The 24,426-nt window shown below is 72.0% G+C and carries 22 protein-coding genes and 1 tRNA gene; 10 read left to right on the top strand and 13 right to left on the bottom strand.

From position 1 onward, the window contains the following. The first annotated feature begins 303 nt into the window (after positions 1-303). Entirely contained in the window at positions 304-1,173 is an 870-nt protein-coding gene (locus tag ACH4J0_RS27825; protein WP_396243338.1) for an Fpg/Nei family DNA glycosylase, read from the top strand. Positions 1,174-1,204: 31 nt separating this feature from the next. Here ACH4J0_RS27825 and ACH4J0_RS27820 read toward each other — a convergent pair whose 3' ends face one another. Next, positions 1,205-2,062, bottom strand: a complete 858-nt coding sequence (locus ACH4J0_RS27820; RefSeq protein WP_396243337.1) for an SAM-dependent methyltransferase — start codon at positions 2,060-2,062, stop codon at positions 1,205-1,207. A 229-nt stretch (positions 2,063-2,291) separates the two neighbouring features. On the opposite strand from ACH4J0_RS27820, the gene ACH4J0_RS27815 reads away from it, so the two are divergent. From ACH4J0_RS27815 to ACH4J0_RS27800, 4 genes are all read left to right on the top strand, one after another. Then, a complete protein-coding gene (locus ACH4J0_RS27815; protein ID WP_396243336.1) occupies positions 2,292-3,176 on the top strand; it encodes a polysaccharide deacetylase family protein in 885 nt (294 codons plus the stop codon). 188 nt (positions 3,177-3,364) lie between these two features. After that, the gene (locus ACH4J0_RS27810) at positions 3,365-3,691 is read left to right on the top strand and encodes a hypothetical protein (RefSeq protein WP_396243335.1); all 327 of its coding nucleotides are present in this window, start codon (positions 3,365-3,367) and stop codon (positions 3,689-3,691) included. Positions 3,692-3,840: 149 nt separating this feature from the next. Then, positions 3,841-4,713 (top strand): sulfurtransferase, encoded by an 873-nt coding sequence (locus tag ACH4J0_RS27805; protein ID WP_396243334.1) that lies wholly within the window; start codon positions 3,841-3,843, stop codon positions 4,711-4,713. Positions 4,714-4,868: 155 nt separating this feature from the next. Then, positions 4,869-6,410, top strand: a complete 1,542-nt coding sequence (locus tag ACH4J0_RS27800; RefSeq protein WP_396243333.1) for a M1 family metallopeptidase — start codon at positions 4,869-4,871, stop codon at positions 6,408-6,410. A gap of 96 nt (positions 6,411-6,506) precedes the next feature. Here the strand turns inward: ACH4J0_RS27800 and ACH4J0_RS27795 are convergent, their stop codons facing one another. From ACH4J0_RS27795 to ACH4J0_RS27775, 5 genes are all read right to left on the bottom strand, one after another. Next, entirely contained in the window at positions 6,507-7,316 is an 810-nt protein-coding gene (locus ACH4J0_RS27795) for an aminoglycoside N(3)-acetyltransferase (protein WP_396243332.1), read from the bottom strand. 142 nt (positions 7,317-7,458) lie between these two features. After that, positions 7,459-8,025 (bottom strand): GNAT family N-acetyltransferase, encoded by a 567-nt coding sequence (locus ACH4J0_RS27790; RefSeq protein WP_396243331.1) that lies wholly within the window; start codon positions 8,023-8,025, stop codon positions 7,459-7,461. Then, entirely contained in the window at positions 8,022-8,990 is a 969-nt protein-coding gene (locus tag ACH4J0_RS27785) for an NAD-dependent epimerase/dehydratase family protein (protein WP_396243329.1), read from the bottom strand. The genes ACH4J0_RS27790 and ACH4J0_RS27785 overlap by 4 nt, the downstream gene beginning before the upstream one ends. Before the next feature lie 84 nt (positions 8,991-9,074). Continuing rightward, the gene (locus tag ACH4J0_RS27780; RefSeq protein WP_396243328.1) at positions 9,075-10,169 is read right to left on the bottom strand and encodes an alkene reductase; all 1,095 of its coding nucleotides are present in this window, start codon (positions 10,167-10,169) and stop codon (positions 9,075-9,077) included. Between the two features lie 34 nt (positions 10,170-10,203). Then, positions 10,204-11,613 carry a hypothetical protein gene (locus ACH4J0_RS27775; protein ID WP_396243327.1) on the bottom strand — a complete coding sequence of 470 codons (1,410 nt, stop codon included), beginning with the start codon at positions 11,611-11,613 and terminating at the stop codon, positions 10,204-10,206. A 221-nt stretch (positions 11,614-11,834) separates the two neighbouring features. Between ACH4J0_RS27775 and ACH4J0_RS27770 the strand changes: the two genes are divergently transcribed. Next, on the top strand, positions 11,835-13,142 hold the full coding sequence (locus ACH4J0_RS27770) for an MFS transporter (RefSeq protein ID WP_396243326.1): 1,308 nt from the start codon (positions 11,835-11,837) through the stop codon (positions 13,140-13,142). Between the two features lie 509 nt (positions 13,143-13,651). Further along, positions 13,652-13,927, top strand: a complete 276-nt coding sequence (locus tag ACH4J0_RS27765; protein ID WP_396243325.1) for a hypothetical protein — start codon at positions 13,652-13,654, stop codon at positions 13,925-13,927. Positions 13,928-13,943: 16 nt separating this feature from the next. Here the strand turns inward: ACH4J0_RS27765 and ACH4J0_RS27760 are convergent, their stop codons facing one another. After that, positions 13,944-14,867, bottom strand: a complete 924-nt coding sequence (locus ACH4J0_RS27760; RefSeq protein WP_396243324.1) for a transposase — start codon at positions 14,865-14,867, stop codon at positions 13,944-13,946. On the opposite strand from ACH4J0_RS27760, the gene ACH4J0_RS27755 reads away from it, so the two are divergent. After that, a complete protein-coding gene (locus ACH4J0_RS27755; protein WP_396243323.1) occupies positions 14,813-15,403 on the top strand; it encodes a hypothetical protein in 591 nt (196 codons plus the stop codon). The two genes, ACH4J0_RS27760 and ACH4J0_RS27755, sit on opposite strands and share 55 nt — an antisense overlap. Then, positions 15,400-18,411: a M48 family metallopeptidase gene (locus ACH4J0_RS27750; RefSeq protein ID WP_396243322.1), complete on the top strand. Its 3,012-nt coding sequence runs from the start codon at positions 15,400-15,402 to the stop codon at positions 18,409-18,411. Before ACH4J0_RS27755 ends, ACH4J0_RS27750 begins: the two co-directional genes overlap by 4 nt. Before the next feature lie 938 nt (positions 18,412-19,349). Here the strand turns inward: ACH4J0_RS27750 and ACH4J0_RS27745 are convergent. The 4 genes from ACH4J0_RS27745 to ACH4J0_RS27730 form a co-directional block, all read right to left on the bottom strand. Beyond that, positions 19,350-19,423, bottom strand: a tRNA-Met gene (locus ACH4J0_RS27745). Between the two features lie 175 nt (positions 19,424-19,598). Next, the gene (locus tag ACH4J0_RS27740; protein WP_396243343.1) at positions 19,599-20,474 is read right to left on the bottom strand and encodes an IS3 family transposase; all 876 of its coding nucleotides are present in this window, start codon (positions 20,472-20,474) and stop codon (positions 19,599-19,601) included. A gap of 39 nt (positions 20,475-20,513) precedes the next feature. Then, the gene (locus ACH4J0_RS27735; protein ID WP_396243321.1) at positions 20,514-21,713 is read right to left on the bottom strand and encodes a globin domain-containing protein; all 1,200 of its coding nucleotides are present in this window, start codon (positions 21,711-21,713) and stop codon (positions 20,514-20,516) included. A gap of 484 nt (positions 21,714-22,197) precedes the next feature. Next, a complete protein-coding gene (locus ACH4J0_RS27730) occupies positions 22,198-23,013 on the bottom strand; it encodes an ISL3 family transposase (protein WP_396243320.1) in 816 nt (271 codons plus the stop codon). A 39-nt stretch (positions 23,014-23,052) separates the two neighbouring features. On the opposite strand from ACH4J0_RS27730, the gene ACH4J0_RS27725 reads away from it, so the two are divergent. Then, a complete protein-coding gene (locus ACH4J0_RS27725; protein WP_396243319.1) occupies positions 23,053-23,451 on the top strand; it encodes a hypothetical protein in 399 nt (132 codons plus the stop codon). Between the two features lie 76 nt (positions 23,452-23,527). On the opposite strand, the gene ACH4J0_RS27720 is transcribed toward ACH4J0_RS27725, so the two are convergent. Both ACH4J0_RS27720 and ACH4J0_RS27715 read right to left on the bottom strand, forming a co-directional pair. After that, positions 23,528-23,887: an STAS domain-containing protein gene (locus ACH4J0_RS27720; protein ID WP_396243318.1), complete on the bottom strand. Its 360-nt coding sequence runs from the start codon at positions 23,885-23,887 to the stop codon at positions 23,528-23,530. 87 nt (positions 23,888-23,974) lie between these two features. Continuing rightward, positions 23,975-24,385 carry a hypothetical protein gene (locus tag ACH4J0_RS27715; RefSeq protein WP_396243317.1) on the bottom strand — a complete coding sequence of 137 codons (411 nt, stop codon included), beginning with the start codon at positions 24,383-24,385 and terminating at the stop codon, positions 23,975-23,977. Between the last annotated feature and the right edge of the window lie 41 nt (positions 24,386-24,426).

Below are 24,426 nucleotides of genomic sequence, written 5' to 3'. Positions count from 1 at the left end.
CTCCGGGGGCTGGGTGATTTTCGGACTGCCGACTCTGTGGGTGGAGGGTTGGGCGCCGTTGGCAGTCTGAAAATCACCCGTTACGCCCCTCTCCGCGGCCACCCCCTCCACCGCCCCTCCCGCAGCGCGTCCCTCTCGCCTTGGTCGGGTGAGGGGGTGAGGGGGGTGCGGGAGGGGCGGGGGTGAGGGTGAGGGTGAGGGTGAGGGTGAGGGGGTGAGGCGTGGGGTGTTGTGGGCGGGGGTGTTGTGGGCGGGCGGGGCGTTGCCCGCGCGACCCCGGTGGGGGTGCGGGAGACTGGGCGCATGCCGGAGCTGCCCGAGGTCGAGGCGCTGAGTGCCTTTCTGTCCGAGCGGTTGACCGGGCGGGTGATCGCCCGGGTGCAGCCGGTGGCGATCAGTGCGCTGAAGACGTACGACCCGCCGGTGTCGGCGCTGGAGGGGCGGACGGTCGGGGCGGTGAGGCGGCGCGGCAAGTTCCTGGACATTGAGGCGGAGGGGCTGCACCTGGTCGTTCATCTGGCGCGGGCCGGGTGGCTGCGGTGGAAGGACAGCCTGCCGGTCGAGCCGCCGCGGCCGGGGGCGAAGAATCCGTTGGCGTTGCGGCTGAGGTTGGCGGGGGAGGCGGGGGACGGCTTCGACCTGACCGAGGCGGGGACGAAGAAGGGGCTCGCGGTCCACGTGGTGCGGGATCCGGTGGAGGTGCCCGGAGTGGCCAGGCTGGGTCCGGATCCGCTGGATCCGGGGTTCGGGTTGGAGGATTTCGCGGCGCTGTTGCGGGGCGACCGCCGGCGGCTCAAGGGGGTGCTGCGGGACCAGAGCGTGTTGGCGGGGGTGGGCAACGCCTACTCGGACGAGGTGCTGCACGCGGCCCGGATGTCGCCGTACAAGCCGGCGTCGAGTCTCAGCGAGGAGGAGACGGCGCGGCTGTACGAGGCGCTCGGAGGCACGTTGCGGGAGGCGGTGGAGCGTTCGCGCGGGCTGGCGGCGGGGGAGCTGAAGGCGGAGAAGAAACTGGGGATGCGGGTGCACGGGCGGACCGGGCAGCCGTGTCCGGTGTGCGGGGACACGGTGCGGGAGGTGTCCTTCGCGGACTCCTCGCTGCAGTACTGCCCGACCTGCCAGACCGGGGGAAAGCCGCTGGCGGACCGGCGGCTGTCGCGGCTGTTGAAGTGAGGCCCGTTCCGACAGCCGCGTCGCGCGGGCGTCAGCGCTTGATGGCGACGCCGCCCCAGTAGTAGGCCGCCTTCGGGTCGGCCGGCGGCTCGCCGTCCGGGCGCCAGGCCAGCACCGGGGCGACGCCCGGCTCGACCAGTTCCCAGCCGTCGAAGAAGCGGAGCACGTCGTCGTAGCCGCGCGGGACGAGGGTCATTCCGCCGGCGCGGGCGGCCTCGGCGACCTTGCCGACCGCCTCCGGGTCGAAGTCCGGGGTGGGGGTGGTGAGGGCGAGGCAGCTGCCGACGGGCAGGGCGTCGCGCAGGGCGGCGACCCGGCCCCACGGGTCGTCCTCGTCGGCGATCAGCATCAGCACGGCGATCATCAGCAGGCCGACCGGCTGGGTGAGGTCCAGCGTGGAGGTGAGCGCCGGGTCGGCGAACAGTTCCTCGGGCTTGCGCAGGTCGGCGTGGATGTAGGTGGTGCGGCTGGCCGGGCTGGAGACCATCAGGGCGCGGGCGTGGGCGAGCACGATCGGGTCGTTGTCGACGTAGACCACCCGGGTGCCGGGGCTGACGGCCTCGGCGATCTCGTGGGTGTTCGGCGAGGTGGGGATGCCGGTGCCGAGGTCGAGGAACTGGCGGATGCCGTGCTCCTGGGCGAGGTGGCGGACGGCCCGGCCCTGGAAGGCGCGGTTGGCCTTGGCCATCTCCTTGACGCTGGGCACGGCCTCCTCGATGGCCTGGCCCATGGCGCGGTCCGGCGGGAAGTTGGTCTTGCCGCCCAGCCAGTAGTCGTAGACGCGCGCGGAGTGCGGGGTGGTGGTGTCGACGCCGAAACGTTCCCACTGGCTCAGCTCGGCGTCGTCGTCCTGCGGGCCCTGCTGGGGGAAGTCCTGACTTGTCGTCATGGCCACGTCCTCTGATGGCAGATCATCACACTGGGGAAGGCACAGCGTAGCGGGCCGGACGGGAACCGGGGCGTCCGGTCGGGGGAGTTCCGTTGACGGTCCGGGACGGCGGGGTGTGGACGGCCCGTTCCGGTCGGCTTTGTGGGCCGTCGGAGTTGCCCTCGGGGAGGGGTGGTGGCCGACGGGGCAAGCATTCAGAATGCTGTCTGATCGTCAGATTAAGTCGCCGATGACCACTCGGATCACTTCGCGCAGGTTGCTGCTGGTCGCGGCCGGGATGTCGCTGCTGGGGGCGGCCGCCGGCTGCAAGAGCCCGTGGAGCAACGACGCCGCGTCCTCCTCGACGGGTCCGGAAGCCGGGGCGGGCCTGCATGAAGTCCTGGTCCCGGCAGGCGGGTCGCCCTCGCCGTCCGCCTCGTCCTCGTCCCCGGTGCCGTCGCCGGTGCCGCCGTCCGCCGCCGGCTCGGCGTCGGCTTCCGCTTCAAGCGTGCAACCCGTCCGCAAGACCCTCAGCGAGGCCGAGAGCAAGCCGGTGTACGAGCTGGACCCGGCCCAGCGGGTGGTGGCGCTCACCATCGACGACGGGCCGGACCCCAAGTACACGCCCGCCGTGCTGGACCTGCTCCACCAGCACGGGATCCGGGCGACCTTCTTCCTGATCGGCGAGAACGCCGTCGAGCACACGGCGCTGGTGCGGGAGATCGCGGACCGCGGTCACCACATCGCCAACCACACCTGGACCCACCCCGACCTGCGGCACATGTCGGAGAGCGCGGTGCGGGACGAGCTGGAGCGCACCTCCGACCTGCTGCAGCGGACCACCGGGCGGCTGCCCACCTGGTTCCGGTCGCCGGGCGGCGACTGGTCGCCGGTGTCGCTCAAGGTGGCCGCCGACCTGGGGCTGCGGAACATGGGCTGGTCGGTGGACCCGAGGGACTGGTCCCGGCCGGGGACCCCGGCGATCATCGACACCATCCTGAAGGACGTCCGGCCCGGCTCGATCGTGCTCAACCACGACGGCGGCGGGGACCGCTCGCAGACGGTGGCGGCGCTGAAGACCTACCTGCCGGCGCTGATCGATTCCGGGTACGTCTTCACGGCGCCACCGAACTGACATGCGGGTTCCGGATCTCGGGTATCGAATATCGGCGGCATATGCCAGTCGGGCAGGTATTGGCTTTGCCGTTTAAACCACCTGATCGAGTGGATTGGAAGAACCGTTTCTGCGGATTTTGGGCCTCTAGGGTGATCTCGCACCAATTCCTCGGGTACCTCCGCGTACCGCCTGAAAGGCCCTTGCTCATGCGTCTCCGCAACGCCGCGCTCGCCGTCGCCAGCGCCGTCGCCCTCGTCCTCGCCGTTCCGATGTCCGCCAACGCCGCCGTGGGTGACTTCCTCTACAAGGTCGGGCCGGGCGTTCCGGCGGGCCTGGCCGACCCGGAGAGCGGCAAGTGCATCAACCTGTTCGGCGCCACGGAAAAGGATCCGGCTTTCGCGCCGAAGAACCTCACCACCTCGACGGCGACGGTGTTCCTGGACTTCGACTGCGGCGGCGACACCTTCTACGTGATGAACCCCGGGAAGGTCCTCGGCGACCGGCTGAAGCTGCGCTCGGTGGTCTTCTCCTGAGCGGCACGGACCGTGGGGTGGCCCGGGCCGGACGGTCGGCGTAGCTTCGAACTGTCCGGCCCGGTCGCCGGTGCCTCGTCGTGCCCTTGCGGTCTGCCTGTGCCCGTGGTCGGGCGGAGCAGCCTGGGCAGAGCGAAGGAGGGCCTGGGATGACCGGCAACGGCTACGCGCACCCCGAGGCACTGGTCCACACCGAGTGGCTGGCCCACCACCTCGACGACGGGACGGTCCGGGTCGTCGAGGTCGACGAGGACACCGCCGCCTACGTGCGGGGGCACATTCCGGGCGCGGTCGGCTGGAACTGGGCCACCGACCTGCACAGCCAGGTCGGGCGTGACTACGCAGACCGGGATGCCGTCCAGCACCTGCTGCGGGCGGCCGGGGTGGAGGACGACACCACTGTGGTGCTGTACGGTGGCAACAACAACTGGTTCGCCGCCTACGCCTACTGGCTGCTGCGGCTGCGCGGCTTCGGGCCGGTGAAGCTGCTGGACGGCGGGCGCAAGAAGTGGGAGCTGGAGGGGCGGGAGCTCACCCACGAGGTGATGGACTACCAGCACACCTCCTACCGGCTGACCGGGCCGGAGCGGCCGGAGCTGCGGGCGCTGCGGGACGAGGTGCTGGCCAAGGCGGAGGTGTTCGCCAAACCCGGCACGGACGCGGTGCTGGTGGACGTCCGCTCCCCGGCCGAGTTCCGGGGCGAGCTGATCGCGCCGCCGAACCTGCCCCAGGAGCAGGCCCAGGTGCCGGGGCACATCCCGGGCGCGGTCAACGTGCCCTGGTCGCAGGCGGCCAACGACGACGGTTCGTTCCGCTCGGCGGAGGAGCTGCGGGAGCTGTACGGGGGCCGGGGCGTCGGGGCGGAGCGCGAGGTGATCGCCTACTGCCGGATCGGCGAGCGGTCCGCGCACACCTGGTTCGCCCTCACCGAACTGCTGGGGTACCCGCACGTCAAGAACTACGACGGCTCGTGGACGGAGTACGGCTCGCTGGTGCGGGCGCCGGTGGCGCTCGGGGGCTGACGTCGGGTGTGACGGGTGGGGCCTGTGACGGCGTTGCGGCGCCGTCATTTCGGCGCATTTCTTTTCATGAACATCTCACAATCGGGGAGTGAGCCGCGGGCCACCGGGACAAGGATCGATCCGACCCATCGTTCCGGTGATCCTGGAGGACCACGTTGCGCAAGAGGCTGATCGTCTCTGCTGCCAGTGCCCTGAGCCTGTTCCTGGCCGTCCCCGCCTCGGCCGCCGACTTCCAACCCGGCGCGGCCGGGATCGGCGACCCCTACTACCCGACCTACGGCAACGGCGGCTACCGCGTCTCCCACTACGACATCCGGCTGAAGTACCAGCCCGCCACCGACGAACTGGAGGGCACCACCACCATCCTCGCCACGGCGACCCAGGACCTCTCCCGGTTCAACCTCGACTTCGCGCTGAACGTCTCCGAGGTGCGGGTCAACGGGCGGCCCGCGACCTTCGCCACCAGCGGTGAGCAGGAGCTCGAGGTCACCCCGGCGCGGCCGCTGGCCAAGGGCAGCCAGGCGACCGTGGTGGTGCGCTACAAGGGCGTGCCGTCCACCGTGAAGAAGTACGGCTTCACCGCCTGGCTGCGCACCCCGGACGGCGCGGTGGCGGCGGGCGAGCCCGAGTCGGCCTGGTGGTGGTTCCCGAGCAACGACCACCCGAGCGACAAGGCCACCTTCGACGTCTCGGTGCAGGTGCCGGACGGCAACCAGGTGATCAGCAACGGCATCCTGACCGGCGCGACCTCGCAGGCCGGCTGGACCCGGTACAGCTGGCGGGAGAACAAGCCCCAGGCGACCTATCTGGCCACGCTCGCCGTCGGCAAGTTCGACATCAGCACCGACACCACGGCCAACGGGCTGCCGGTCTACAACGCGTACAGCAAGGACCTCGGCGACAACGCGGACGCGGCCCGCTCCAGCGTGGAGCGCACCGGCGAGCTGGTGGACTGGCTGAGCGGCTACTTCGGCGACTACCCGTTCAGCTCGGTCGGCGGCTACGTCCCGAACGTCCCGACCGGCTTCGCCCTGGAGACCCAGACCCGGGTCTTCTACAGCCCCCGGCAGTTCTCGAAGGGCGCCAACACCTCGGTGGTCGTGCACGAGCTGGCCCACCAGTGGTACGGCGACAGCGTCTCGCTCTCGCGCTGGAGCGACATCTGGCTGAACGAGGGCTTCGCCCGGTACGCGCAGTTCCTCTGGTCCGAGCACGAGAACGAGGGCACCGCGCAGGAGCTGGCCGACTACGTCTACGCCTCGCACCCGGCTGACGACGCGTTCTGGTCCGTCAAGCCGGGTGACCCGGGCGCGGACAACCAGTTCTCGAACGCCGTCTACGACCGGGGCGCGGTGGCCATCCAGGCGCTGCGCAACGCCGTCGGGGACGAGAAGTTCTTCCGGATCCTCAAGGGCTGGCCCACCGAGCGCAAGTACGGCAACGCGACCATCCCGGAGTTCCAGGCGTACGCGGAGAAGATCTCCGGGCAGAAGCTCGGGGACGTCTTCAACACCTGGCTGTTCACCGCCGCCAGGCCGGCCGTCGGACCGGTGGCACCGGGGGCCGCGGCCCACGCCTCGCCGGCGCCGGGTGCGCGGGCTGACGCGGACCGGGGTGACGGGCAGCAGCTGCCGGTGGAGCCGAAGTCCTGGAAGAAGATCCAGGAGACCAACTCGGTCCACGACGAGGCGCGCTGACGGCCCGCTGTTCGGTGCTGCCGGTGAGGTGACGGGCGTGGTCCGGTCGGCCGTCCGGGACGGGGGTTCTCACCCCGGGACGGGCGGTCGGCCGGGCTACGCCGCTCCGGAGCCGTCCGCCGCGAGCAGTTCGGTGAGGCGGCGGACGGCGAAGGGTATGAGCTCGCGGACCGGGATCAGCCGGCAGGGCGCGTTGCCGACCATCACCTCGCGGATGCCGGCCCGCTCCTCGAACTCCCGCCCGACGACCGGGAAGTGGGTGCCGTTGTCGTTGCCCACGTCGGTCGCCTCGATCCAGACCCGCTCGCCCTGGATCGCCATCGGGAAGCGGCGGAGCTTGAGCCGGCGGTTGGGAGCGAAGGTCTCGGCGTAGTGCAGGAAGGTGTTGCGGTCGTGCCCGACGCCGACCAGCAGCACGTACCCGCCGAGGTCGTGCAGCGCACCGAACGGCGACTCCCGGCCGACGCCGAAGCCGAACGAGCGGCGGGCGGTCACCTCCCGGGCGTGCGCGCCGACGGCGGCGACCGAGGCCTGCGGATGGGTGCTGCGCAGGCTCTCCGGCAGGGCGCGCAGCGCCTCGGCTATCGCCCCCATGCGGGAGGGCAGCTCGGGGTGGAACAGCGGGACGGCCGCCCGGAGTTCGGCGATCTCGGGGGTGGGCAGGCCGGCGTGGTCGGGCGCCGGGTCGCAGACCGTGTCGGTGGTGAAGGTGGGCACCACGACGGTGCCGCCCGGCCCGACGGCTTCGCGCAGGCTGGCCACCACGGCCTCCGCCCCGCCCTCGACCCGGCCGAGGCTGGAGAGCGAGGAGTGCACGATCAGCGCCATGTCCGGGCGGACGCCGACCCGGCGCCAGCCGTCCACGAGGTCGGCGGTGGTGAGCGGGCTGGTGCCCGGAGTGGTCATGGTGCCCCCTGGTGGCGGTGCTGGGTGCGGTCGGGTGTGCAATTGGGCGTGCCGGTGCGGATTCGTGCCGGTGTGGTCCGATTGTTCGGGGCCGACCCTAGCGGGTGACACTGACAATCGGTCAGGAGGGGGGTACCCTCCGTCAGTCCACGGCCGGGCTGCGACGCTCGACCATGACCACGTCGCGCCAGCGGCCGTGCAGCCGGCCGATCCGCTCGCGGGTGCCGACCACCCGGAAGCCCGCGCGCCGGTGGAGGGCGAGGCTGGCGGTGTTCTCCGGGAAGATGCCGGACTGCACGGTCCAGATCCCGGCGGCGTCGGTGGAGGCGAGCAGCGCGTCCAGCAGGGCCCGCCCGACGCCCCGGCCCTGGGCGGCCGGGGCGACGTACACGGAGTGCTCGACCACGCCGGCGTAGGCGTCGCGGGTGGAGACCCGGGAGACGGCGGCCCAGCCGAGGACGCGGTCGCCGCCCGGGGCGCCGGTGTCCGGAGAGTCGGCGTCCAGGGTGTCGGCGTCCAGGGCGACCAGGCGGTGTCCGGGGAGTCTGGCGGCGTCGAAGGCCTCCCAGGTGGGGGCGGTGGTCTCGAAGGTGGCGTTCCCGGCGTCGATGCCCGCCTGGAAGATCGCCAGGACGGCGTCGGCGTGCTCGGCGCGCATCGCGGTGATGCGCGGTCCCGTCGCCGGTGCCCCGGCCGGACCGTCGGTCATCGGGCGTCCGCCTCGGCGAGGACGCGGGCCTCCTGCTCGGGGGTGAAGCCGTGGCCGAGCGGTGGCTCGCCGCGGCCGCGGTCCCAGGCGAGGACGTCGGCGGCGGTGACCGCGAGCGGGGTGGCGGGCAGCCCGGCCGCGCGGGCCCGGGCCGGGTCGCGCTGCTGGCCGGGCCAGAGCCGCTCGGCGCGCACCAGCGGGAAGAACGGCGGCGGGGCGGTCTCCGGGGGAACGGGGACGATCTCGATCCCGGTGCCCGCCACCTCGGCGCAGGTGGTGATCAGCCCGCCCAGCGTGGTCGGCTCGGCCGGGCCGACGGCGTGGAAGGCGCCCGGCCGCTCGTCCTGGAGCAGCCGGATCACCAGCCGGGCCAGGTCGCGCGAGTCGACCACCTGGACGGGCTGTTCGGGGCGCGCGGGCAGCGCGATCCGGCCGCCGCGCGCTGCCCGGCGCGCCCAGTAGGTCAGCCCGCGGTTCTCGTCGTACGGGCCGGCCACCTTGCCCGGGCGCACGATCGTCGCCCGGTCGCCGTAGCGGGCGGTGACGTCCTGCTCGCAGGCGACCTTGAGCCGGCCGTACGTCGCCTCGGTCAGCTCCTCGGCATCGCGCAGCGGCTCGCGGAGCGGGGCGGACTCGTCCGAGAAGGGGGCGAGTCCGTCCCGCCGGTAGACCGCGTGGCTGGAGATGAAGAGGTAGCGGCCGACGCGGTCGCCGAGGGCTGCCATCGCCTGGCCGACCTGGCGGGGGCGGAAGCCGCTGACGTCCACCACGGCGTCCCACTCGCCCGCTCGCAGGGCGGTGTGGTCGCCGGTGTCGCGGTCGCCGCGGAGGTGGCGGGCCTCGGGAAAGAGGCCGGGGTTGGTCCTGCCGCGGTTGAAGAGGGTGACCTCCGCACCGCTGCGAAGCGCGTCGGCGGCGATCGCGCGGCCGACGAAGGAGGTACCGCCGAGAACGAGGATCCGCATGACCTCCAGGCTATGGCGGGGTGTCAATCGGTTTTGGCCGGACGCGGTCCTGATCGGACGTGGTTCTCGTCGGCGTGGTTCCGGTCAGACGTCGTGCGGGAGCTTCGGGTAGTCGGTGTAGCCGGTGGCCTCCTGGCCGTAGAGGCGGGTCTCGTCGACGGGGGTGAGCGGGGCGCCGGCGGCGAATCGTTCCGGCAGGTCCGGGTTGGCGATGAAGGCACGGCCGTAGGAGACCAGGTCGGCGAGTCCGGCGGCGAGTACCGCCTCGCCGCGCGCGCGGTCGGTGGCGTCGCGGTTCTCGCCGACGTTGGCGATCAGCGGGCCGGACCAGCGGGGGCGCAGGTCGGCCAGGGCCGGGTAGTCGTCGTTGTCGGTAAGGTGGAGGTAGGCCAGGCCGAGGCCGTCGAGTTCGGCCAGCAGGGCCCGGTAGACCGGTGCCGGGTCGGCCTCGTACATGCCGAACTGCGGGTTGCCGGGGGAGAGCCGCAGGCCGAGGCGGTGCGGGCCGATGGCCGCGGCGACGGCGGTGACCAGCTCGATCGGGAAGCGGAGCCGGTTCGCGACGGTTCCGGGGCCGTACTCGTCGGTGCGCAGATTGGTGTTGTCGGCGAGGAACTGGTGGATCAGGTAGGAGTTGGCGCCGTGCAGTTCCACGGCGTCGAAGCCGGCCGCCAGCGCGTTGTGGGCGGCGGTGACGTGGTCGGCGACGGTGCGCTGGATCTCGGCGCGGGTCATCTCGCGCGGGGTGACGGCCTCGGCCTTGCCGCCGTCCCGGACGTGTACCGGGCCCGGGGCCGGGACGGCGGAGGGGCCGGCCGGGACGTCGCCGAGCAGCCGGTTCAGCGGGTGGCCCTGGCGGCCGCCGTGCATCAGCTGGGCGACGATCCGCCCGCCCGCCGCGTGCACCGCCTCGGTGACGGTGCGCCAGCCGGCCACGTGCGCGGGCGTCTCCAGGCCGGGCAGGTGCCAGCCGGACTGTCCCTCCCGGCTGGGCCAGATGCCCTCGGTGACGATCAGTCCGGCGCTCGCGCGCTGGGCGTAGTACTCGGCGACGAGGGGCAGTGGCGTACCGTCCTCGGCGGCCCGGTAGCGCGTCATCGGGGCCATCACGACGCGGTTGGGCAGCTCGAACTCGCCGAGGCGGTACGGGCTGAGCAGGGATTCGGTGGTGGTCGTCATGCCGGTACCGTAGAACCTGACACTGGTGTGAGGTTCAACCGGCGAACTGATCGGCCCGGCTGGTGTTCGATGCTTCGGTGAGGATCAACGCCTCGATGCCGTACAGGGATTCCGCCATCGCGGGGTGCGGGACCACGGCCGGGTCGGCAGTCATGGCCAGGCTCAGCGCCTCGGGGGACTGCAGGGCGTCCAGGGCGTAGGTCAGACCGGGGTGCGGATCGAACTCGACCGGCCAGCTGAGGGTGGTGCCCTCGTCGGCCCGGCCGGGGGCGGCCGGGAGCAGCTCGCGGGTGTCGTTGAAGACGCAGGACCGGTCGGCGAGCGGTACGCCCTCGGCGGTGAGCTGCTCGATCTCGGCGGCCAGGGCGAGCTTGTCGAAGTAGGCGTGCTGGTGGGTGCCGATCGCGGCGGCGCGGGTGCGCCGGACGACCTTGCCGGACTCGGCCGTGGCGTCCGGGAGATGGAACAGCCCGCGCCGGCGACCACGCTCACCGCATCGGTCGGTTCGGGTCGGAAGCGGTTGTCGACGACCACGCTGAGCACGGCCTCGGTGGTGCCGGCGAGGCGGGCGGTCGTCGCGGCGGTGGCCGCCAGCAGGACAGAGGAGGTGCTCACCCGGTGGGCGGCGGCGACCAGTTGGAACGCGCGGGGGAGGGTGAGGGAGCGCAGTACGGCGTTGGGGCAGCGGGCAGCGGGCAGCGGGCTCGGATGCGGTGGGCTGCGGTGCGGTGGACTGCGGTGCGATGGGCTGCGGCGTGGCGGGTCGCGGGAACAGCCGGGGCGGCCCGAGGCGGAGCTTGCGCAGGAACTGCTTGCGGGCGGCCCCGTCGCGCCGCACACCCCGCTCGGAGGTCCGGAACTCCGCCTCCGCCAGAGGCGGTTGGGCGGGATCGCGGAGCCCGGCGAGGTCGGCGGGGGAGTGGCCGAGGCTGAGTGCGGACAGGTCGGCGGCCAGGCGGTTCATTCCCGAGCCGTCGACGGCGGTGCGCGAGAGCACGAGACCGATGTGGCGGGCCAGTCCGTCGGCCGTCACCACGCCGACCCGGACCGGCCACTGGGCGGCGGTGTCGAAGGGGCGCTCCGCCAGCTCCCGGTGCAGCCGTGCGCCGGCCTCGGCCGGGTCGGAGTCGTCCGTGACCGGGCGCACTTCGACGGTCAAGGAGCCCGCCGGGTCGACGACTTGGCGCCGTCGTCCGTCCGGCGTCGGCAGCAGGCGGGTGTGCAGGGAGTCGTGCAGGTGCAGCAGCTGGGCCAGCGCGTCGAGCAGGGTGGGCAGGGGCAGGCCCGGGTCCAGCGGGGCGGCGGTGGCGATGTCGTAGCGCGGGGCGTCGGCCGGGGGCAGCCGGCGGACGGCGTCCCAGATGGCCTGTTGGCCCCAGGTGGCCGGTCCGGAGCCGGACCGGCCGGACGAGAACGCGATCTCCAGCAGTTGGCGTGCGGTCACCGTGTGGCTCTCCGTTGGACGGTGGTTCGGGACGTCGGTGCCGGTGCGTGGGGAGCGCGGGTGCTGCTGGGGAGGGTGTGGCGCACGGGCTGCCGGGCGTCGAGGGGCGGTCCGCGCCCGGGGAGCGTCGTCCGGTGTTCCGGGCCCGGGGTTCCGGAACTCTCTCGACATGAAGTATCTTGATGTCGAGATTGACGGTGGACGCGAAACGAGGGCCTGTCATGCGGGGGAACGGACTGTGGGCGCAGCTGCGACGGCCGCCGGGTGGGCGGGACGCCCGCATCATGCTGCTCGCACAGGCCGTGGACCGGACCGGCAGCGGGGTGTGGGCGGCGGCCTCGGTGCTGTACTTCACCTACGTGTGCGGGATGGACGCCAGCCGCCTCGGGCTGCTGCTCGGCGTGGGGGCCGTGGCGGGGATCGTCGGGTCGCCGCTGGCCGGGCGGGCGGCCGAGCGGCTGCCGGTGCGCGGACTGCTGATCGGCTGCCACCTGCTGCGGGTGGCCACCATGGGCCTGCTGCTGGTGGTCGACCACTTCGCCGCGCTGTTGCTGTCGGTCGCCCTGACCTGCCTGGCCGAGCGCGGTGCCAAGACCCTGGAGATGCTGTTCGCCACCCGGGTCGCGGGTGAGCGGCGCGCCACGTACCAGGCGCTGTTCCGCAGTGTGGCCAACGGCGGGTACGCGGTCGGTACGGGCTTCGCGGCGATCGGCCTGGCGGTGGGGACCACGACCGCCTACCGGGCGCTGATCGTGGCCAACGCGCTCTCGTACCTGCTGGCGGCCGTACTGATCCGGCGCACGGCGGAGCCGCCGGGCCGCGGCCTGGTGGTGGAGGCGTCGTCGCCCTCCCCGGTGGCGGCCGGCGCTGGGCCGGCGGCCGTACCGAGCCCCTGGCGCGACCGCGGCTACCTGCTGTTCGCGCTGCTGGACCTGCCGATGTGCCTGGACGACTCGGTCCTCAACGTCGGCCTGCCGCTGTGGCTGATCCACCACACCGATGCGCCGCACGCCGTCGTCCCGGCCTTCCTGACCCTCAACACCGTCCTGGTGGTGGTGCTGCAACTGCGCGTCTCCGCCTGGGCCGAGAACCCGCGCGGGGCGACCACGGCGGTCGGCTGGTACGGCGTGACCCTGCTCGCGAGCTGCGGGCTGATCGCGCTCTCCACCGGCGGCGGGCCGTTGGCCGCCTCGCTCGCCCTGCTGGCCGCCGCGGCGCTGGTCACGCTCGCGGAGCTGATGCGCTCGGTCAGTTCGTGGGAGCTGGCTGTCAGCCTGGCGCCGCCGCGGGCCAAGGCCTCCTACCTGGGGGTGGCGGGGATGTCCCAGTCGGTGCAGAAGTCGGTGGGGCCGATGCTGCTGACCGGCGTGGTGATGGCGGCCGGCCCGGTCGGCTGGCTGGCGCTCGGCGCGGCGTCCACCGGCCTGGCCGCGGTGCAGCGCCGGGCGAGCCTGCGGCGGCTCGCGACGCTGGAGGCGTCGGCAGGGGCTGCGGTGGGGGCGCCGTCGACTGCGGCGGTCGGCGGCTGAGGCCCCTGGGGGAGGGGCACCTGGCGCGGGTCCCGGTGCGGGGCGCCCCTCGCCGGCAGGTCCTCGAGACCGTCGGACCACGCCGGCTCCGTGTCCGGTCGCGGGCGGGCCTGACCTCGTCCGGCCGGGGCACGGCCCGGGCCCCCTGCAGGGGCCTCATCGGGACATGCTCCCGGACGCGGAAGGCGCCGACCCCCGGCAGGACCTTCCGCAAGTAGCCGATCGCCTCGGTCATGGCCCGGCCGCTGCCCAACCGGCCCTCGAAGGCGCGCACGGTGGCCGTGACCGCCTCCGGCGCGCACCTCAGCCCGGCACAGGTCGGCACTGCCGCGCAGGTAGAGCAGGACCGGGCGGGCGGCGTGCAGCAGTCCGTGGACTTGGGCGGGCCTTCGAGTCGGCCGCCTCCGTGGCTGGCAGTGTCCACTCACCCCGCGCCCAGTGGGCGCGTCCAGCGGTCCGGTGCAACGCTGAAGGTGGGTTCCGGCCCATGGGACGCGGAGGTGCGGGACATGGAGATCAAGCCGCAGGCGGTCGTCCTCCCCACGGAGACCGACCATCTGGAACAGGGGAAGTACGGCCCCGTCCTTCCGAGAACTCCGGCCTGTTACGGGTTGGGACGCAACGGCAGTTACGCGGTGTTCCGCAAACTCCACCAGAACGTCGCCGAGTTCCGCCACTACCTGAAGGACAACTCCACCGGACGCGAAGACGAGGAGCTGGTCGCCGCCAAGATCATGGGACGCCGGCGCAGCGGCGCTCCCCTAGTACCAACGCCGTTTAGATAGAGCTTGCGGATTCCTGTCACGGGTCTGGTGTGGTCAGGATGTTGATGCTGATGGTGGCCTTGTAGCTGGTCCGGTCGACGGTGCCTTTGGCGTTGTACTTGGAGATCGCGCGTTTGACGACGCGGGGTCGGGTGCGGATGCGCCGGTCGGGCATGAGCTCGGCCAGGACGCGGCGGCCGATGGTGCCGACGAGGTCGATGACGGTGTCCGCGATGACGCCCGCGGCCTGGATGACCAGGTCGCGGGCGGTGTTGAGGGCGATGGTGAAGCTGGCCCGGTCGGGATCGACATGGGGGCGCGTTTCGGTGGCATCGGCCATGGCCAGACGCAGGACCTGGTAGGTGACCAGCAGCGCGTGGACCTCCTGGTCGAGGCCGGCGGGGATGCGGGCGCGCAGGACCCGGCCGCCCAGGATGGTGGACTTGATCTCCAGATAGGCGGTCTCGATCTCCCATCGCTGGTGATACAGGGTGATCAGTTCGGCGGCTGGATGACTCCGGTGGTCGGTCAGGGTGGTCACGAGCCGGTAGAGGCCGGTGTGGCGGCCGGTGGCCGTGGTGATGGTGATCTCGCAGTCGATGACCCGGACCGCGACGGTGCCGAGCCTGGACAGGTAGGAGCCGTCACGGTGAGGTTGCGGCCGTCGATGAGGCGGAGGCGGTCGTTGCGGTCGGCGAAGTCGTAGCTGTCTTTGCCGAACCTGAGGCCAGCGTCCGCCAGGCTGCGCCGCTGCGCCGCTGCGCGCGGCCGGGCGGCGGTCGGCCGCAGCGGCGCCGCATTGTAGGGGGAGCGCCGCAGGGTGTTGCCCGTCGGGTTCCGATGGGTCAAGGTGGGGCCGGTGCGGCAACCAGCCTGGGCGCGCCGCGAGTTGGCCACGGAGGTGCCATGGATTCCGAAGCAGCTCACTCCGAACACCGCAAGGCCGCGGCAGGCGGGGCACGAGTGCGTGACGTGGTCCGTGACGTGGTGGCCGAGGCTGCCGCGGAGGAACTGCCGCTCGTCGTGTGGCTGACCCGGTTCGACGACGCCTCTGCCGTGCGCCGGCTCGCGGGCCGCATCCGGAGTGAACCGCTGGGTTTCGGCCTTGGCGAGGTCGCTGCGCTGGTGACCCCCGTGGTGTGGCTGGCGCTGGATCAGGTGGGGCAGAGAATCGCGGGCGCCGCGGTGGACGGCGCCGCCAAAGGGGTGAGGGCCGGGCTGCGCAAGGTCTTCCGCAAGGGGGCTGCGCCGGTGACGATTCCCCCGTTGACGCGCGAGCAGCTCGTCGAGGTACGGCAGTCGGTGCTGGACTCGGCCGCGCAGCGGGGCATGGCGGAACAGCGCGCGTCGGCGATCGCCGACGCGGTGGTGGCCCGGCTGGCCCTGGCCGACACCGGACACGAGTCGGCCGAAGCCGAACCGCACGGCACTGCACTGGACCCGGCCGAACCGAACCCACCCGACCTCGACCCGGCGGCCGACGGCGAGGCACGATGACCGACGCGCCCGCCGACGCCGCCCCCGCGACAGGCCCACGGCCGGCCCCGGTCCCGCCCGACGAGCGGGTCCTCGCTGCCGGTACCACCCTGCGCTTCGTCCTGCTCCTGCTCCTGTTGGCGGCAGCCGGCGCCAGGATGGTCCCGGGGACCGTCTGGCAGCTCCTCGCCTCCTCCCAGCAGGCCGACAAGGAGGCGGCCTGCTGGCTGGCCGCGGGCCTCGACCCCGGCGCACCCATGAACGCCGGCTACGTCCTGTTCACCCGGAACCAGTCCGCGCTCAAGGCGTGTGCGGCACCCTACGTTCAGAACTTCGACGGAGTGTCCGTCACCGTGGGCGCGCTGCTGGTCGTCGCCGTTTTTGCGGTGTACTGGTTGCTGCCGGTGTGGAAGGCGCGCCGCTCGCGGGTCGTCGCCCTGGAGGAACTGGACACGACCGGACGGCTGCGGCAACAGCTCGACGAGTTGGTGAACACCGCCGGACTTGCCCGCAGGCCCCGCTTCGTCGTCGACCCGGTCATGCCGAGGGTCGGCGCCGTCGTGTTTGGCCGCTGGCGCGACCCCACGGTCTGCCTGTACGGCGGGCTGTTCGCCACCAGTGATACGGACCGGGGCCGGTTCCGCGCCGTGGTCCTGCACGAGCTCGCGCACCTGCGGAACAAGGACATCGGCGTCACCTATGCCACTGTCGCCCTGTGGCGTGTCTTCCTCGTCCTTGTCCTGCTTCCGTGGGCCGCGGTGGGCGTGAAGAACCTCTTCTTCACCGGAACTGCGGACGCCCGGGGGCAGTTCGCCCCGTTCAACACGCACGAACTGGTGCTCGGCCTCCTGATCGCGGTGTCTGTCCACCTCACGCGCGCCGGGATCCTGCGCAGCCGGGAGATCTACGCCGACCTCATGGCAGCCCGCTGGGGCGCTAGCCGGGAGTCCTGGAACGTCCCCGCCCCGCCGCGCTCCGGCCGCGCACTGCCACGAGCCCTCGCCGCGTTCGTCGAACTCTGGCGCACCCACCCGTCCTGGGAACTGCGCCGGACCTCGTTGACCGACCCGAAGGCACTGTTCGCGCTGGACGCCCTGCCCCTATTCATCACCGGGCTCGCGGCCGACATCCTCGTCTGGCAGCTCGGAAGCCTGCCCTTCGAAGCCTTCCCCGCCAAAGCGGTCCTCATCGCGGCACTCGTCGTCGGCATCGGCGGCGTCGCCCTGTGGCGCGCAGTGGTGTACGCCGTCCTCACCGGCCGGCCGACCCCGCCGCCATGGCCCGTTGGCCTGTGGCTCGGCGCGGGCCTCATCGCGGCCGAACTGCTCGGCCCCAGGGCGGCCTGGAACCACTGGTGGCCGAATCACCCCGAAGCCCTGCTGATCCTCGCCGCCGCACTGGTGCTGGCGATGACCTGGACCGCCCAGAACGCCCAGTGGTGGATCGCCTCCTGGCGCGGACGCTCGCTGCGCCCGGTCATGGCTGTGGGCCTGGCCGCCGCCTCGCTGGCCCTCGCCTGCGTGCTGTACTGGTGGTACGCACAGGGCGAGGTCCTGACCGACGGGTGGCCGTTCACCACAGCGGGACTCCTAGGCTCGTACGGTATGCCCGGGTTGCCACCGGCGCACATCAGCCCGTTGCTGGAGGTTGTAGCGGTGGTGGGCGTCCTGCCCGGCACCGACAACGAGGCCCACAGCCTGTGGTGGGCCGAGGTGCTGCTCTGGATTCTGCCGTTGCTCGCGTTGGCGCTGCACAGGCCGGGCCGCCGCGCGAAGTGGCTCGCCGAAGTGCTGCCGGGGGCGGCCGACACACAGCCGAACACGGACGTACCGTCCGGCTCGGATGCACCCCCGCCCCCGCCCCCGTCCCTGGCTGTGCCGCCGAATGCCGCCGCGCTGCCCGGTCCGGGTCGGCTCCTGGTCTCCGGCGTGGCGGGTGGGCTGCTCTGCTGGGCTGCCCTGGCCGCGGCGAAGGCCCACATGCACACACCGCGCCCGGCGGCCGTCCGTATGACCGGCCCGTTCCAGATCACGTACCTGATGTGGCCGATCCTGGTGATCTGTGCCGCGATGGCACTGACCGCCGTGATCGTCGCCGCCGTGACGAGGGCGGCCTGGCTGCTCGCCGGGCTCGTCGCGGCCGGCGTCGCCGGCCTGATCGGCATGGTGGGCACCTTCCTCCTGATGAGTGCGGACGGCTGCCTCGGCCCGTTCAACGTCATGACCAACACCTGTGGGTGGCGGCCGGGGGCGGTGTGGACGCTGGTGGAGATCGAGGCGGCCTACACGCTGACCCTGGGGACGTTGGTGGCGGGCCTGGCCGCCTTCGCGGGCCGGGGCGTGGGCCTGCTGTGGCGACGCGCCCGGGCCGGGCTGCGCCCCGCCGCGATACCGCCTGACGCCGAGCCACCCGTCGCGGTGGGGCCGCCCCGCCGGACTCGGCGGTACGGTGCTCGGGTGGCGTTCGTCGCGGCTGTCGCGGCCGTGATGGCCGGGGCCGTCGGCACGGCGGTGACCGCCGCTCAGCTGCCCGGCTCGGACAGCGGGAACGCCCAGCCTGCGGAGTCGATGCTGGACCAGACGACGAGCGCTCCCTCGGCGGCGATCGCACTGGTCCAGAACCAGGCCTGGGCGGCGGTCGGAGGGCTGGACCGCATCAATGAACTCAACGCAGCGCAGCGCGACTTCGCCGCCGCAATGGGCGGCGCCGCGAACGCCACCTCCGAGGACCAGGTCGAAGCGGAGCTGCGCCAGGTGGGCGACACCTGCGAGCGGCTCGCCGGGGCGACCCGGCGGGCCGACGAGTACTTCACGGTGCCCGACCCGACGGGACAGCGGTTGTGGTCACAACTGCTGTCCGGCCACCAGCAGTTGACCACCGCGTGCCGGAATCTCGTGGAACGGCCTGATGTCGCCGCGAATGGCCAGGCCGCCGGGGCCGCAGAGCGCGCCGCCGTCGATGCGAGGAGTCGGATGGTCTCCTGGCTCGCCGCATCGGGCGCGCTGGTCCGGCGAACCCCACCCCGATGACCCACGACCGCCGTGGCCCAACCATTCGAACGCGCCATGCCCAGGAGAGCGCGCGTGCGATGAAAAGTCCCTGGCCGGATCCATCCGCACATATCGAAAAACCTTTACCTGCAAGGGCAGTTCGAGAAATCAGAGGTAACGGAAATCTTGCCCTCTCGGTCATGACGGGCGCCGCTACAGTGGCTCCATGAGCCATGCCGGAGCCTGCGCTGGCCGGGGGATCGGCCGGCGGACACGGGGGACGACGGGGCAGGTTCTGCTTGCAGTGGCGAGCGCGCTGACCGCGTGGGGCGGCGGTGGTGGCGGCGGCGATGACGCGAAGCCGAGTGTGCCCCCCACTACGAGTGAACATCACACCGTCGTCCTGGAGGCAACCTCCGACTACGGACGACCCCTGGCGATCAGCTACTTCGGATACGCCACCGGACCGCAGGGGATGTCCCTGATCGGCGAGAAGGGCAATCACGTGACGACCAGATCACCATGGAAGGTTACGCTCACCGTGGACGGCAAGGACCCGTATGTATACCTGACCGCCAACGGGACTGGCTGCAACGGCCCCGCGATCGAAGGAGGCGCCTGTGCGACCGGGGCGATCCCGGCCGCGGAGACATCAAGGGGACCGGCACCACCACCTGCCGCATCACCAGCGACGGCACGGTCGTCTCCGACAGGTCGTACACCTGGCCCACCGTCATCCCTGTCACCTGCCTGACCACACTCGACGGGAATTGCTCCAGCGAGGGGCCATGACCGACGACCCGGCGAGCCCGCCCCCATCGCAATCCGCCCCACCTCCCGCCGTGCGCGGCGAACACGAGGCCGCGACCAGTACGGCCTGGGCCGGGTCGTCAGCCTCGAGGGCAACGGCCTGGTCGCGGTACCACGAAGGCCGGGCCCCACGCACACAGTGCGACGGGCCCGGCCTTGTTTCGCAGTAGCGGGGACAGGATTTGAACCTGCGACCTCTGGGTTATGAGCCCAGCGAGCTACCGAGCTGCTCCACCCCGCGTCGGTGACGCCGACTCTACGGCACCGCCCGCATATCGCGAAATCTCATTTTCGCCGCTGTCGAGAAAATGCCTGCAGCAGGTGGGCGGGCCAGGAGGTTGCGTGCAGAGAAGTGGTGTACGGGTCCACCCGATTCAGGGGTTTGAAGTTCCACCCTGCGCTCGGACACTGTCTGTTTACGCCGCGAGGGTGTGACCTTGCTGGTGCCGCTGGCGGATCTCGATGGGCGTGAGGTAGCCCCACTCGGGGTGCCTGCGTAGACGCCTGCGGTTGTAGAAGGTCTCGATGAACGCGAAGACCTCCGCGCGGGCGGTGGCGCGGTCCGGCCAGATCCGGGTGCCGATCTCCTCCTTCAGTACGGCGAAGAAGCTCTCGGCGGCGGCGTTATCGTAACAGGAGCCGACTCGTCCCATCGACTGCCTCATGTCCAACTTGCCTATCTCACTGCGGAATTCATTCGACGTGTATTCGCTGCCGCGGTCCGAGTGAAAGATGCAGCCGCGTTCCAGGCCGCCGCGGCCGGCGGCCATCCGCAGCGCGGCCACCGGCAGCTCGGCGCGGTGGTGGTCGGCCATCGCGTAGCCGACGACTTCGCGGGTGGCCAGGTCGATGCAGGTGGCCAGGTAGAGCCAGCCCTCCTCGGTCGGCAGGAAAGTCATGTCGCCGACCAGCCGCATCCCGGGGCGGGGTGCGGTGAAGTCGCGCCCGATCAGGTCCGGGGCGAACACGGGCTTGCGGGCCTGGCGGGTCAGGCAACGGCGCCGGCGGCGGGTGATGCCCGTGATCCCGCGCTCGCGCATGATCCGCTCCACCTTCTTCCGGTTGATCGCCCGGCCCTGGCGCCGCAGTTCCGCGTGCACGCGTGGGACGCCGTGTGCGCCACGGGACGCCAGATGGATCACCGCGATCTCGGCGGCGAGCAGGTCCTCGGCCCGCTTGCGGGCGCGACGGGCGGCCTCGCCGGACCTGACCCTGCCGCTCGCGCTGCGGACTTGCCGTCCGCAATGTGGTCTTGGGCGAAGCGCCGATCGCCGCCGGTCCTCACCCGGTATCCGAGGGGAGGGCCTGCGGCGATCGGCGGGCGCGGTGGGTCAGGCCGTGGCGTCGGCGAGCCAGAGATCGGGGCCGAAGACCTCGTAGCGGATGCGCCGGGCGGGTATCCCGGCGCGCAGCAGTTGCTCGCGGACCGCCCGCATGAAGGGCAGCGCGCCGCACAGGTACACGGTGGCATCCGCGGGCAGATCGATGCCGGTCAGGTCCATCAGTCCGGCACGGGCGTGCGGTTCCTCAGCCGAGGGCTCCTCGTACCAGAACACCGAGCGGGCGTCCGGCAGTTGGGCCACCAGCCGGTGGGTGTCGGCGCGCAGGGCGTGATCGGCGGGCGAGCGGTCGGCGTGCAGGGCCAGGACCGGTCGGCCGGAGTCGGTGGCGGCCAGGTGTTCCAGCATGCCGACCATCGGGGTGCAGCCGATCCCGGCGGAGACGAGCAGCAGCGGCGAGTCCGTGTCGTCGAGGACGACATCGCCGACCGGGACGGAGAGCGTGAGTTCGTCGCCGGCCCGGACGGTGCGGTGCAGCAGGGTGGAGACCTCGCCGTCGGGGCCGTCGCCGTGGACTCGCTTGACGGTGATCCGGCGCAGCCGGCCGCCGGAGGCACCGGAGAGGCTGTACTGGCGTAGCTGGTGCACGCCATCCGGCATCAGGACGCGCAGGCTGACGTACTGGCCCGCCCGGGCCGGCGGCGCGGCGGAGCCGTCAGCGGGTCGGAGCAGGAAGGAGACCGTGTCCGGGGTCTCCTCGCGGCGCTCCACGACCGTCCACTGCTGCCAGATCATCCCGGGTTCGACCTGGGCGTCCTGGTAGAGCCGGGCCTCCTGGGCGATCAGGGCGCCGGCCATCAGCCAGTAGACCTCGTCCCAGGCCGCCGCCACCTCCGGCGTCACCGCCTCACCCAGCACCTCCGCGATGGCACCGAAGAGGTACTTGTGCACGATCGTGTACTGGTCGTCGGTGACGCCGACCGCGACGTGCTTGTGCGCGATGCGGGCCAGCAGGTCGTCGGGGCGGATACCGGGGTGCTCCAGCAGCATGCTCGCGAAAGCCGCGATCGAGCCAGCGAGCGCCTGGCGCTGCGCGCCGCTGGCCTGGTTCCCCCGGTTGAACATCCCGTCCAGGAGCTCGGGGCGCTCGGCGAACATGGTGGCGTAGAACCGAGTGGTGATCTCATCGAGGGCCGCACCGACGGCGGGCAGGGTGGCGCGGACCACCCGGGCTGATTCGGCGGAAAGCAAGAGGTACTCCTCTTCAGGCACGGCGGCGGATCGCGTGAGCGCCGCTGGTTGGCGGGGCCGGGGCATCGAACGCGGATCCCGTCCGGCAGTCATAGCGAACCGGACGGGCGACGCCGGACCGAGGGCCGAAGGTCCTCGGCGGCGGCCCGTTGGGCCTTCGATCCGGCGAGTGTCCCTCCAGCCGGCGAAACGCCAGCCAGCCGCACGGGCCCGTCAAGCGGCCGGTATCCGATTGGCCGTCGTTCCGCTGCATTTCGCCGCCGCCCGGGCTACGGCGGAAGGGACGGTCCCCGGCCGGGTCCGCAGTCGGCACGTTGGGCGGCTGTCCAACCGAGAAGGTGCGCACGCGATGGACGTATCCGCGAGGGTGAGGTTCCCACGAGGTGCGGAAGATTGCCGGACATGACCTGATAGGTCGTAAGAAGGGACTCTGCCATGGCTGCACCGATGAAATACGGCTCTTCTGACGCACCTGTGGGTGTGATCATGCGGGTTGGCGGGGTGGCAGGGTGGGTCGGTTGCCGCCGAGGCAGAGCATGACGAGGGCGATGACGGCGTCGGCGGTGCGGAAGGCGAAGCCGCGGCGGATGATCAGACGGGTCTTGGTGTTGGTGGCCTCGATCAGGCCGTTGCTCAACTGCTCGGCGATGGCGGCGATGATGGCGTCGTAGTGCCGCCTGATCTTCCGCCGCAGGTCCAGGAAGGTGGGGATGCGGCAGCGCTGGGCCCAGGTGAGCCAGCGGTCCAGGGCGGTCACGGCGGCCACGAGCCCTTCGGTCTTCGCGATGCGGTAGACGGTGCGCAGTCCTTCCTTGAGCAGGTAGGCGCGGTCCAGGCGGGGGTCGTTGGCGCCGATCCAGGCGAGCTTCGCGCTCTGGCGCTCGGTAAGGTCCTCAGGGTTCTTCCACAGTGCGTGTCGGGAGTGCTTGAGCCGCCTGGCCAGCTCGGGGTCGGCGGCCTCGCGCCGGGCCCGGTTCCAGCTGGCGCGGCGCTCTTCGTCCAGGGCCTCGGTGGCCCAGGCCACGACGTGGAAGGGATCCATGGCGCGGATCGCGTTCGGGGCGCGCTCCGCGACGACGTCGGCGATCCACTCCGCGCCGTCCGCGCTGATGTGCGTCAGCCGGTGGGCGCGCTCGGCACCCAGGGCGTCGAAGAAGGAGCGGAGCACGTCCTTGCCGTGGCCGTCGGCCATCCACACCACGTGCCGGGTGTCGTGGTCGACGACGACGGTCATGTACTTCTGCCCCTTGCGGTAGGAGATCTCGTCGACGCCGATCCGCCGCGCCCGCCGCCTCACCACCCCCGCCCCAGCCTGGCGCGACGCCTACGAGGTGGCCGCGTGAACGTCGCCGACCTCCTGAAGGACGTCCAGGTCCGGCATGAACAGGCCATGGCCCGGGCCGACGACCTACGGCGGCAGATCGAGCACCTCACCACCGCCCTGGCCGAGACCGAGGGGCGCCTGGCCGAGCCGGCCACGGCCCGGAAGATCGTCCAGGAGATCACGCCAGACGGCACCGACCCCCAGCCCGACGAACCGGCTACCGCCTACCAGCAGGTCCTGGACACCTTCAACCACCACCCCGACCAGCCCTTCCGCGTCCGCGAACTGCACGAACTCCTCAGCTGGCCCACCGACGACCCCTCCCTGAATGTCACCCGCTCCCGCCTTGGACGCCTCACCCGCCAGGGCTTCCTCACCCAACCCGGACGAGGCATCTACCAGAAACGGACTTAACGTCCTCTGACGGTTCGACAGTGTCGGTGTGAGCCTCTCACAACTTCTCACAATGACCTGTTCCGCGGGGACGGGATCAGGTCCGGGCTGGCTGCGTGAACTCGCACGGCACGGACCGGTACAGGCCGAGCAGCCGCAGCACCTTCGCGGGCTGTCGGGCGACGCCGCGCAGGAACAGCCTGGTGCCCGTGGGCAGGCGTCGGTTCACCTGCAGGAAGGCGCTTGCCCCCGCGCTGTCGCAGAAGCTGACGCCGGACAGGTCCAGCACCAGTTCCCGGTCGCCGTCACTCGCCAGTCCCAGCAGTTCCGGGACGAGCTCGGACGCGGTGAGCACGTCCAGTTCGCCGCTCAGTCGCACCACCGTGGTGCGGGCCCGCGGATCGCGGGTGACCGATCGGACCATGCTGTGCCCGACCGTTTCTGCTGCCGCGCCCACCACAACCTCCTGGGAGTCCCGTCGTCTCGCGGCCCTCGCGCCCGGTCCTTCGAGCGGCGCCCGAGGGCCGTGCCGTACAGGAGTCAATCAACTGCCGGGCGGTGAGGGGCAGAACCGATGGGCCCCGGTCTTGGGGCCGGTGGTCCCAGGGGACGTGGTCGGTGTCGGGCAGTGCCCGTTCGCACGGCCTCGGGCGACCGGACCGGAACCAGCCGTCCAGGCGGACGGTTGCCAGGGTATGGCGTCGGCCACGCGTACGCCCCGGAGCGTGCTTTCGAGGACCGAGCGGCCTCGTTCGGCCGCGGCGCTCGCGGCGAGGAAGAGCCCGACGGCCATGAGCCACAGGCCATCGCCCGCTCCATCCAGGAGCAACGCGGTGCCGAAGGCGGCCAGCAACAGGACCACGGCCCGGCCGGCCCGGTCGGCCGTCTGGTCGGCCCCGTCCCGGTCGGTGCCGCGCCAGCACAGCGCGGCCTGCAGGATCTGCCCGCCGTCCATGGGGCCGCGGGAAGCAGGTTGACGATACCGAGCACAAGATT

It is taken from the genome of Kitasatospora sp. NPDC017646, assembly GCF_044329365.1.
GTDB lineage: Bacteria > Actinomycetota > Actinomycetes > Streptomycetales > Streptomycetaceae > Kitasatospora.
This window is presented reverse-complemented; position numbering and strand designations above follow the sequence as displayed.

Bases quoted from the DNA above. Each gene is read 5' to 3' on its own strand.
- ACH4J0_RS27825 (WP_396243338.1), top strand. From the start codon at position 304: ATGCCGGAGCTGCCCGAGGTCGAGGCGCTGAGTGCCTTTCTGTCCGAG.
- ACH4J0_RS27820 (WP_396243337.1), bottom strand. From the start codon at position 2,062: ATGACGACAAGTCAGGACTTCCCCCAGCAGGGCCCGCAGGACGACGAC.
- ACH4J0_RS27770 (WP_396243326.1), top strand. From the start codon at position 11,835: ATGCGGGGGAACGGACTGTGGGCGCAGCTGCGACGGCCGCCGGGTGGG.
- ACH4J0_RS27810 (WP_396243335.1), top strand. From the start codon at position 3,365: ATGCGTCTCCGCAACGCCGCGCTCGCCGTCGCCAGCGCCGTCGCCCTC.
- ACH4J0_RS27805 (WP_396243334.1), top strand. From the start codon at position 3,841: ATGACCGGCAACGGCTACGCGCACCCCGAGGCACTGGTCCACACCGAG.
- ACH4J0_RS27785 (WP_396243329.1), bottom strand. From the start codon at position 8,990: ATGCGGATCCTCGTTCTCGGCGGTACCTCCTTCGTCGGCCGCGCGATC.
- ACH4J0_RS27815 (WP_396243336.1), top strand. From the start codon at position 2,292: ATGACCACTCGGATCACTTCGCGCAGGTTGCTGCTGGTCGCGGCCGGG.
- ACH4J0_RS27755 (WP_396243323.1), top strand. From the start codon at position 14,813: ATGGATTCCGAAGCAGCTCACTCCGAACACCGCAAGGCCGCGGCAGGC.
- ACH4J0_RS27790 (WP_396243331.1), bottom strand. From the start codon at position 8,025: ATGACCGACGGTCCGGCCGGGGCACCGGCGACGGGACCGCGCATCACC.
- ACH4J0_RS27715 (WP_396243317.1), bottom strand. From the start codon at position 24,385: ATGGACGGCGGGCAGATCCTGCAGGCCGCGCTGTGCTGGCGCGGCACC.
- ACH4J0_RS27780 (WP_396243328.1), bottom strand. From the start codon at position 10,169: ATGACGACCACCACCGAATCCCTGCTCAGCCCGTACCGCCTCGGCGAG.
- ACH4J0_RS27750 (WP_396243322.1), top strand. From the start codon at position 15,400: ATGACCGACGCGCCCGCCGACGCCGCCCCCGCGACAGGCCCACGGCCG.
- ACH4J0_RS27795 (WP_396243332.1), bottom strand. From the start codon at position 7,316: ATGACCACTCCGGGCACCAGCCCGCTCACCACCGCCGACCTCGTGGAC.
- ACH4J0_RS27765 (WP_396243325.1), top strand. From the start codon at position 13,652: ATGGAGATCAAGCCGCAGGCGGTCGTCCTCCCCACGGAGACCGACCAT.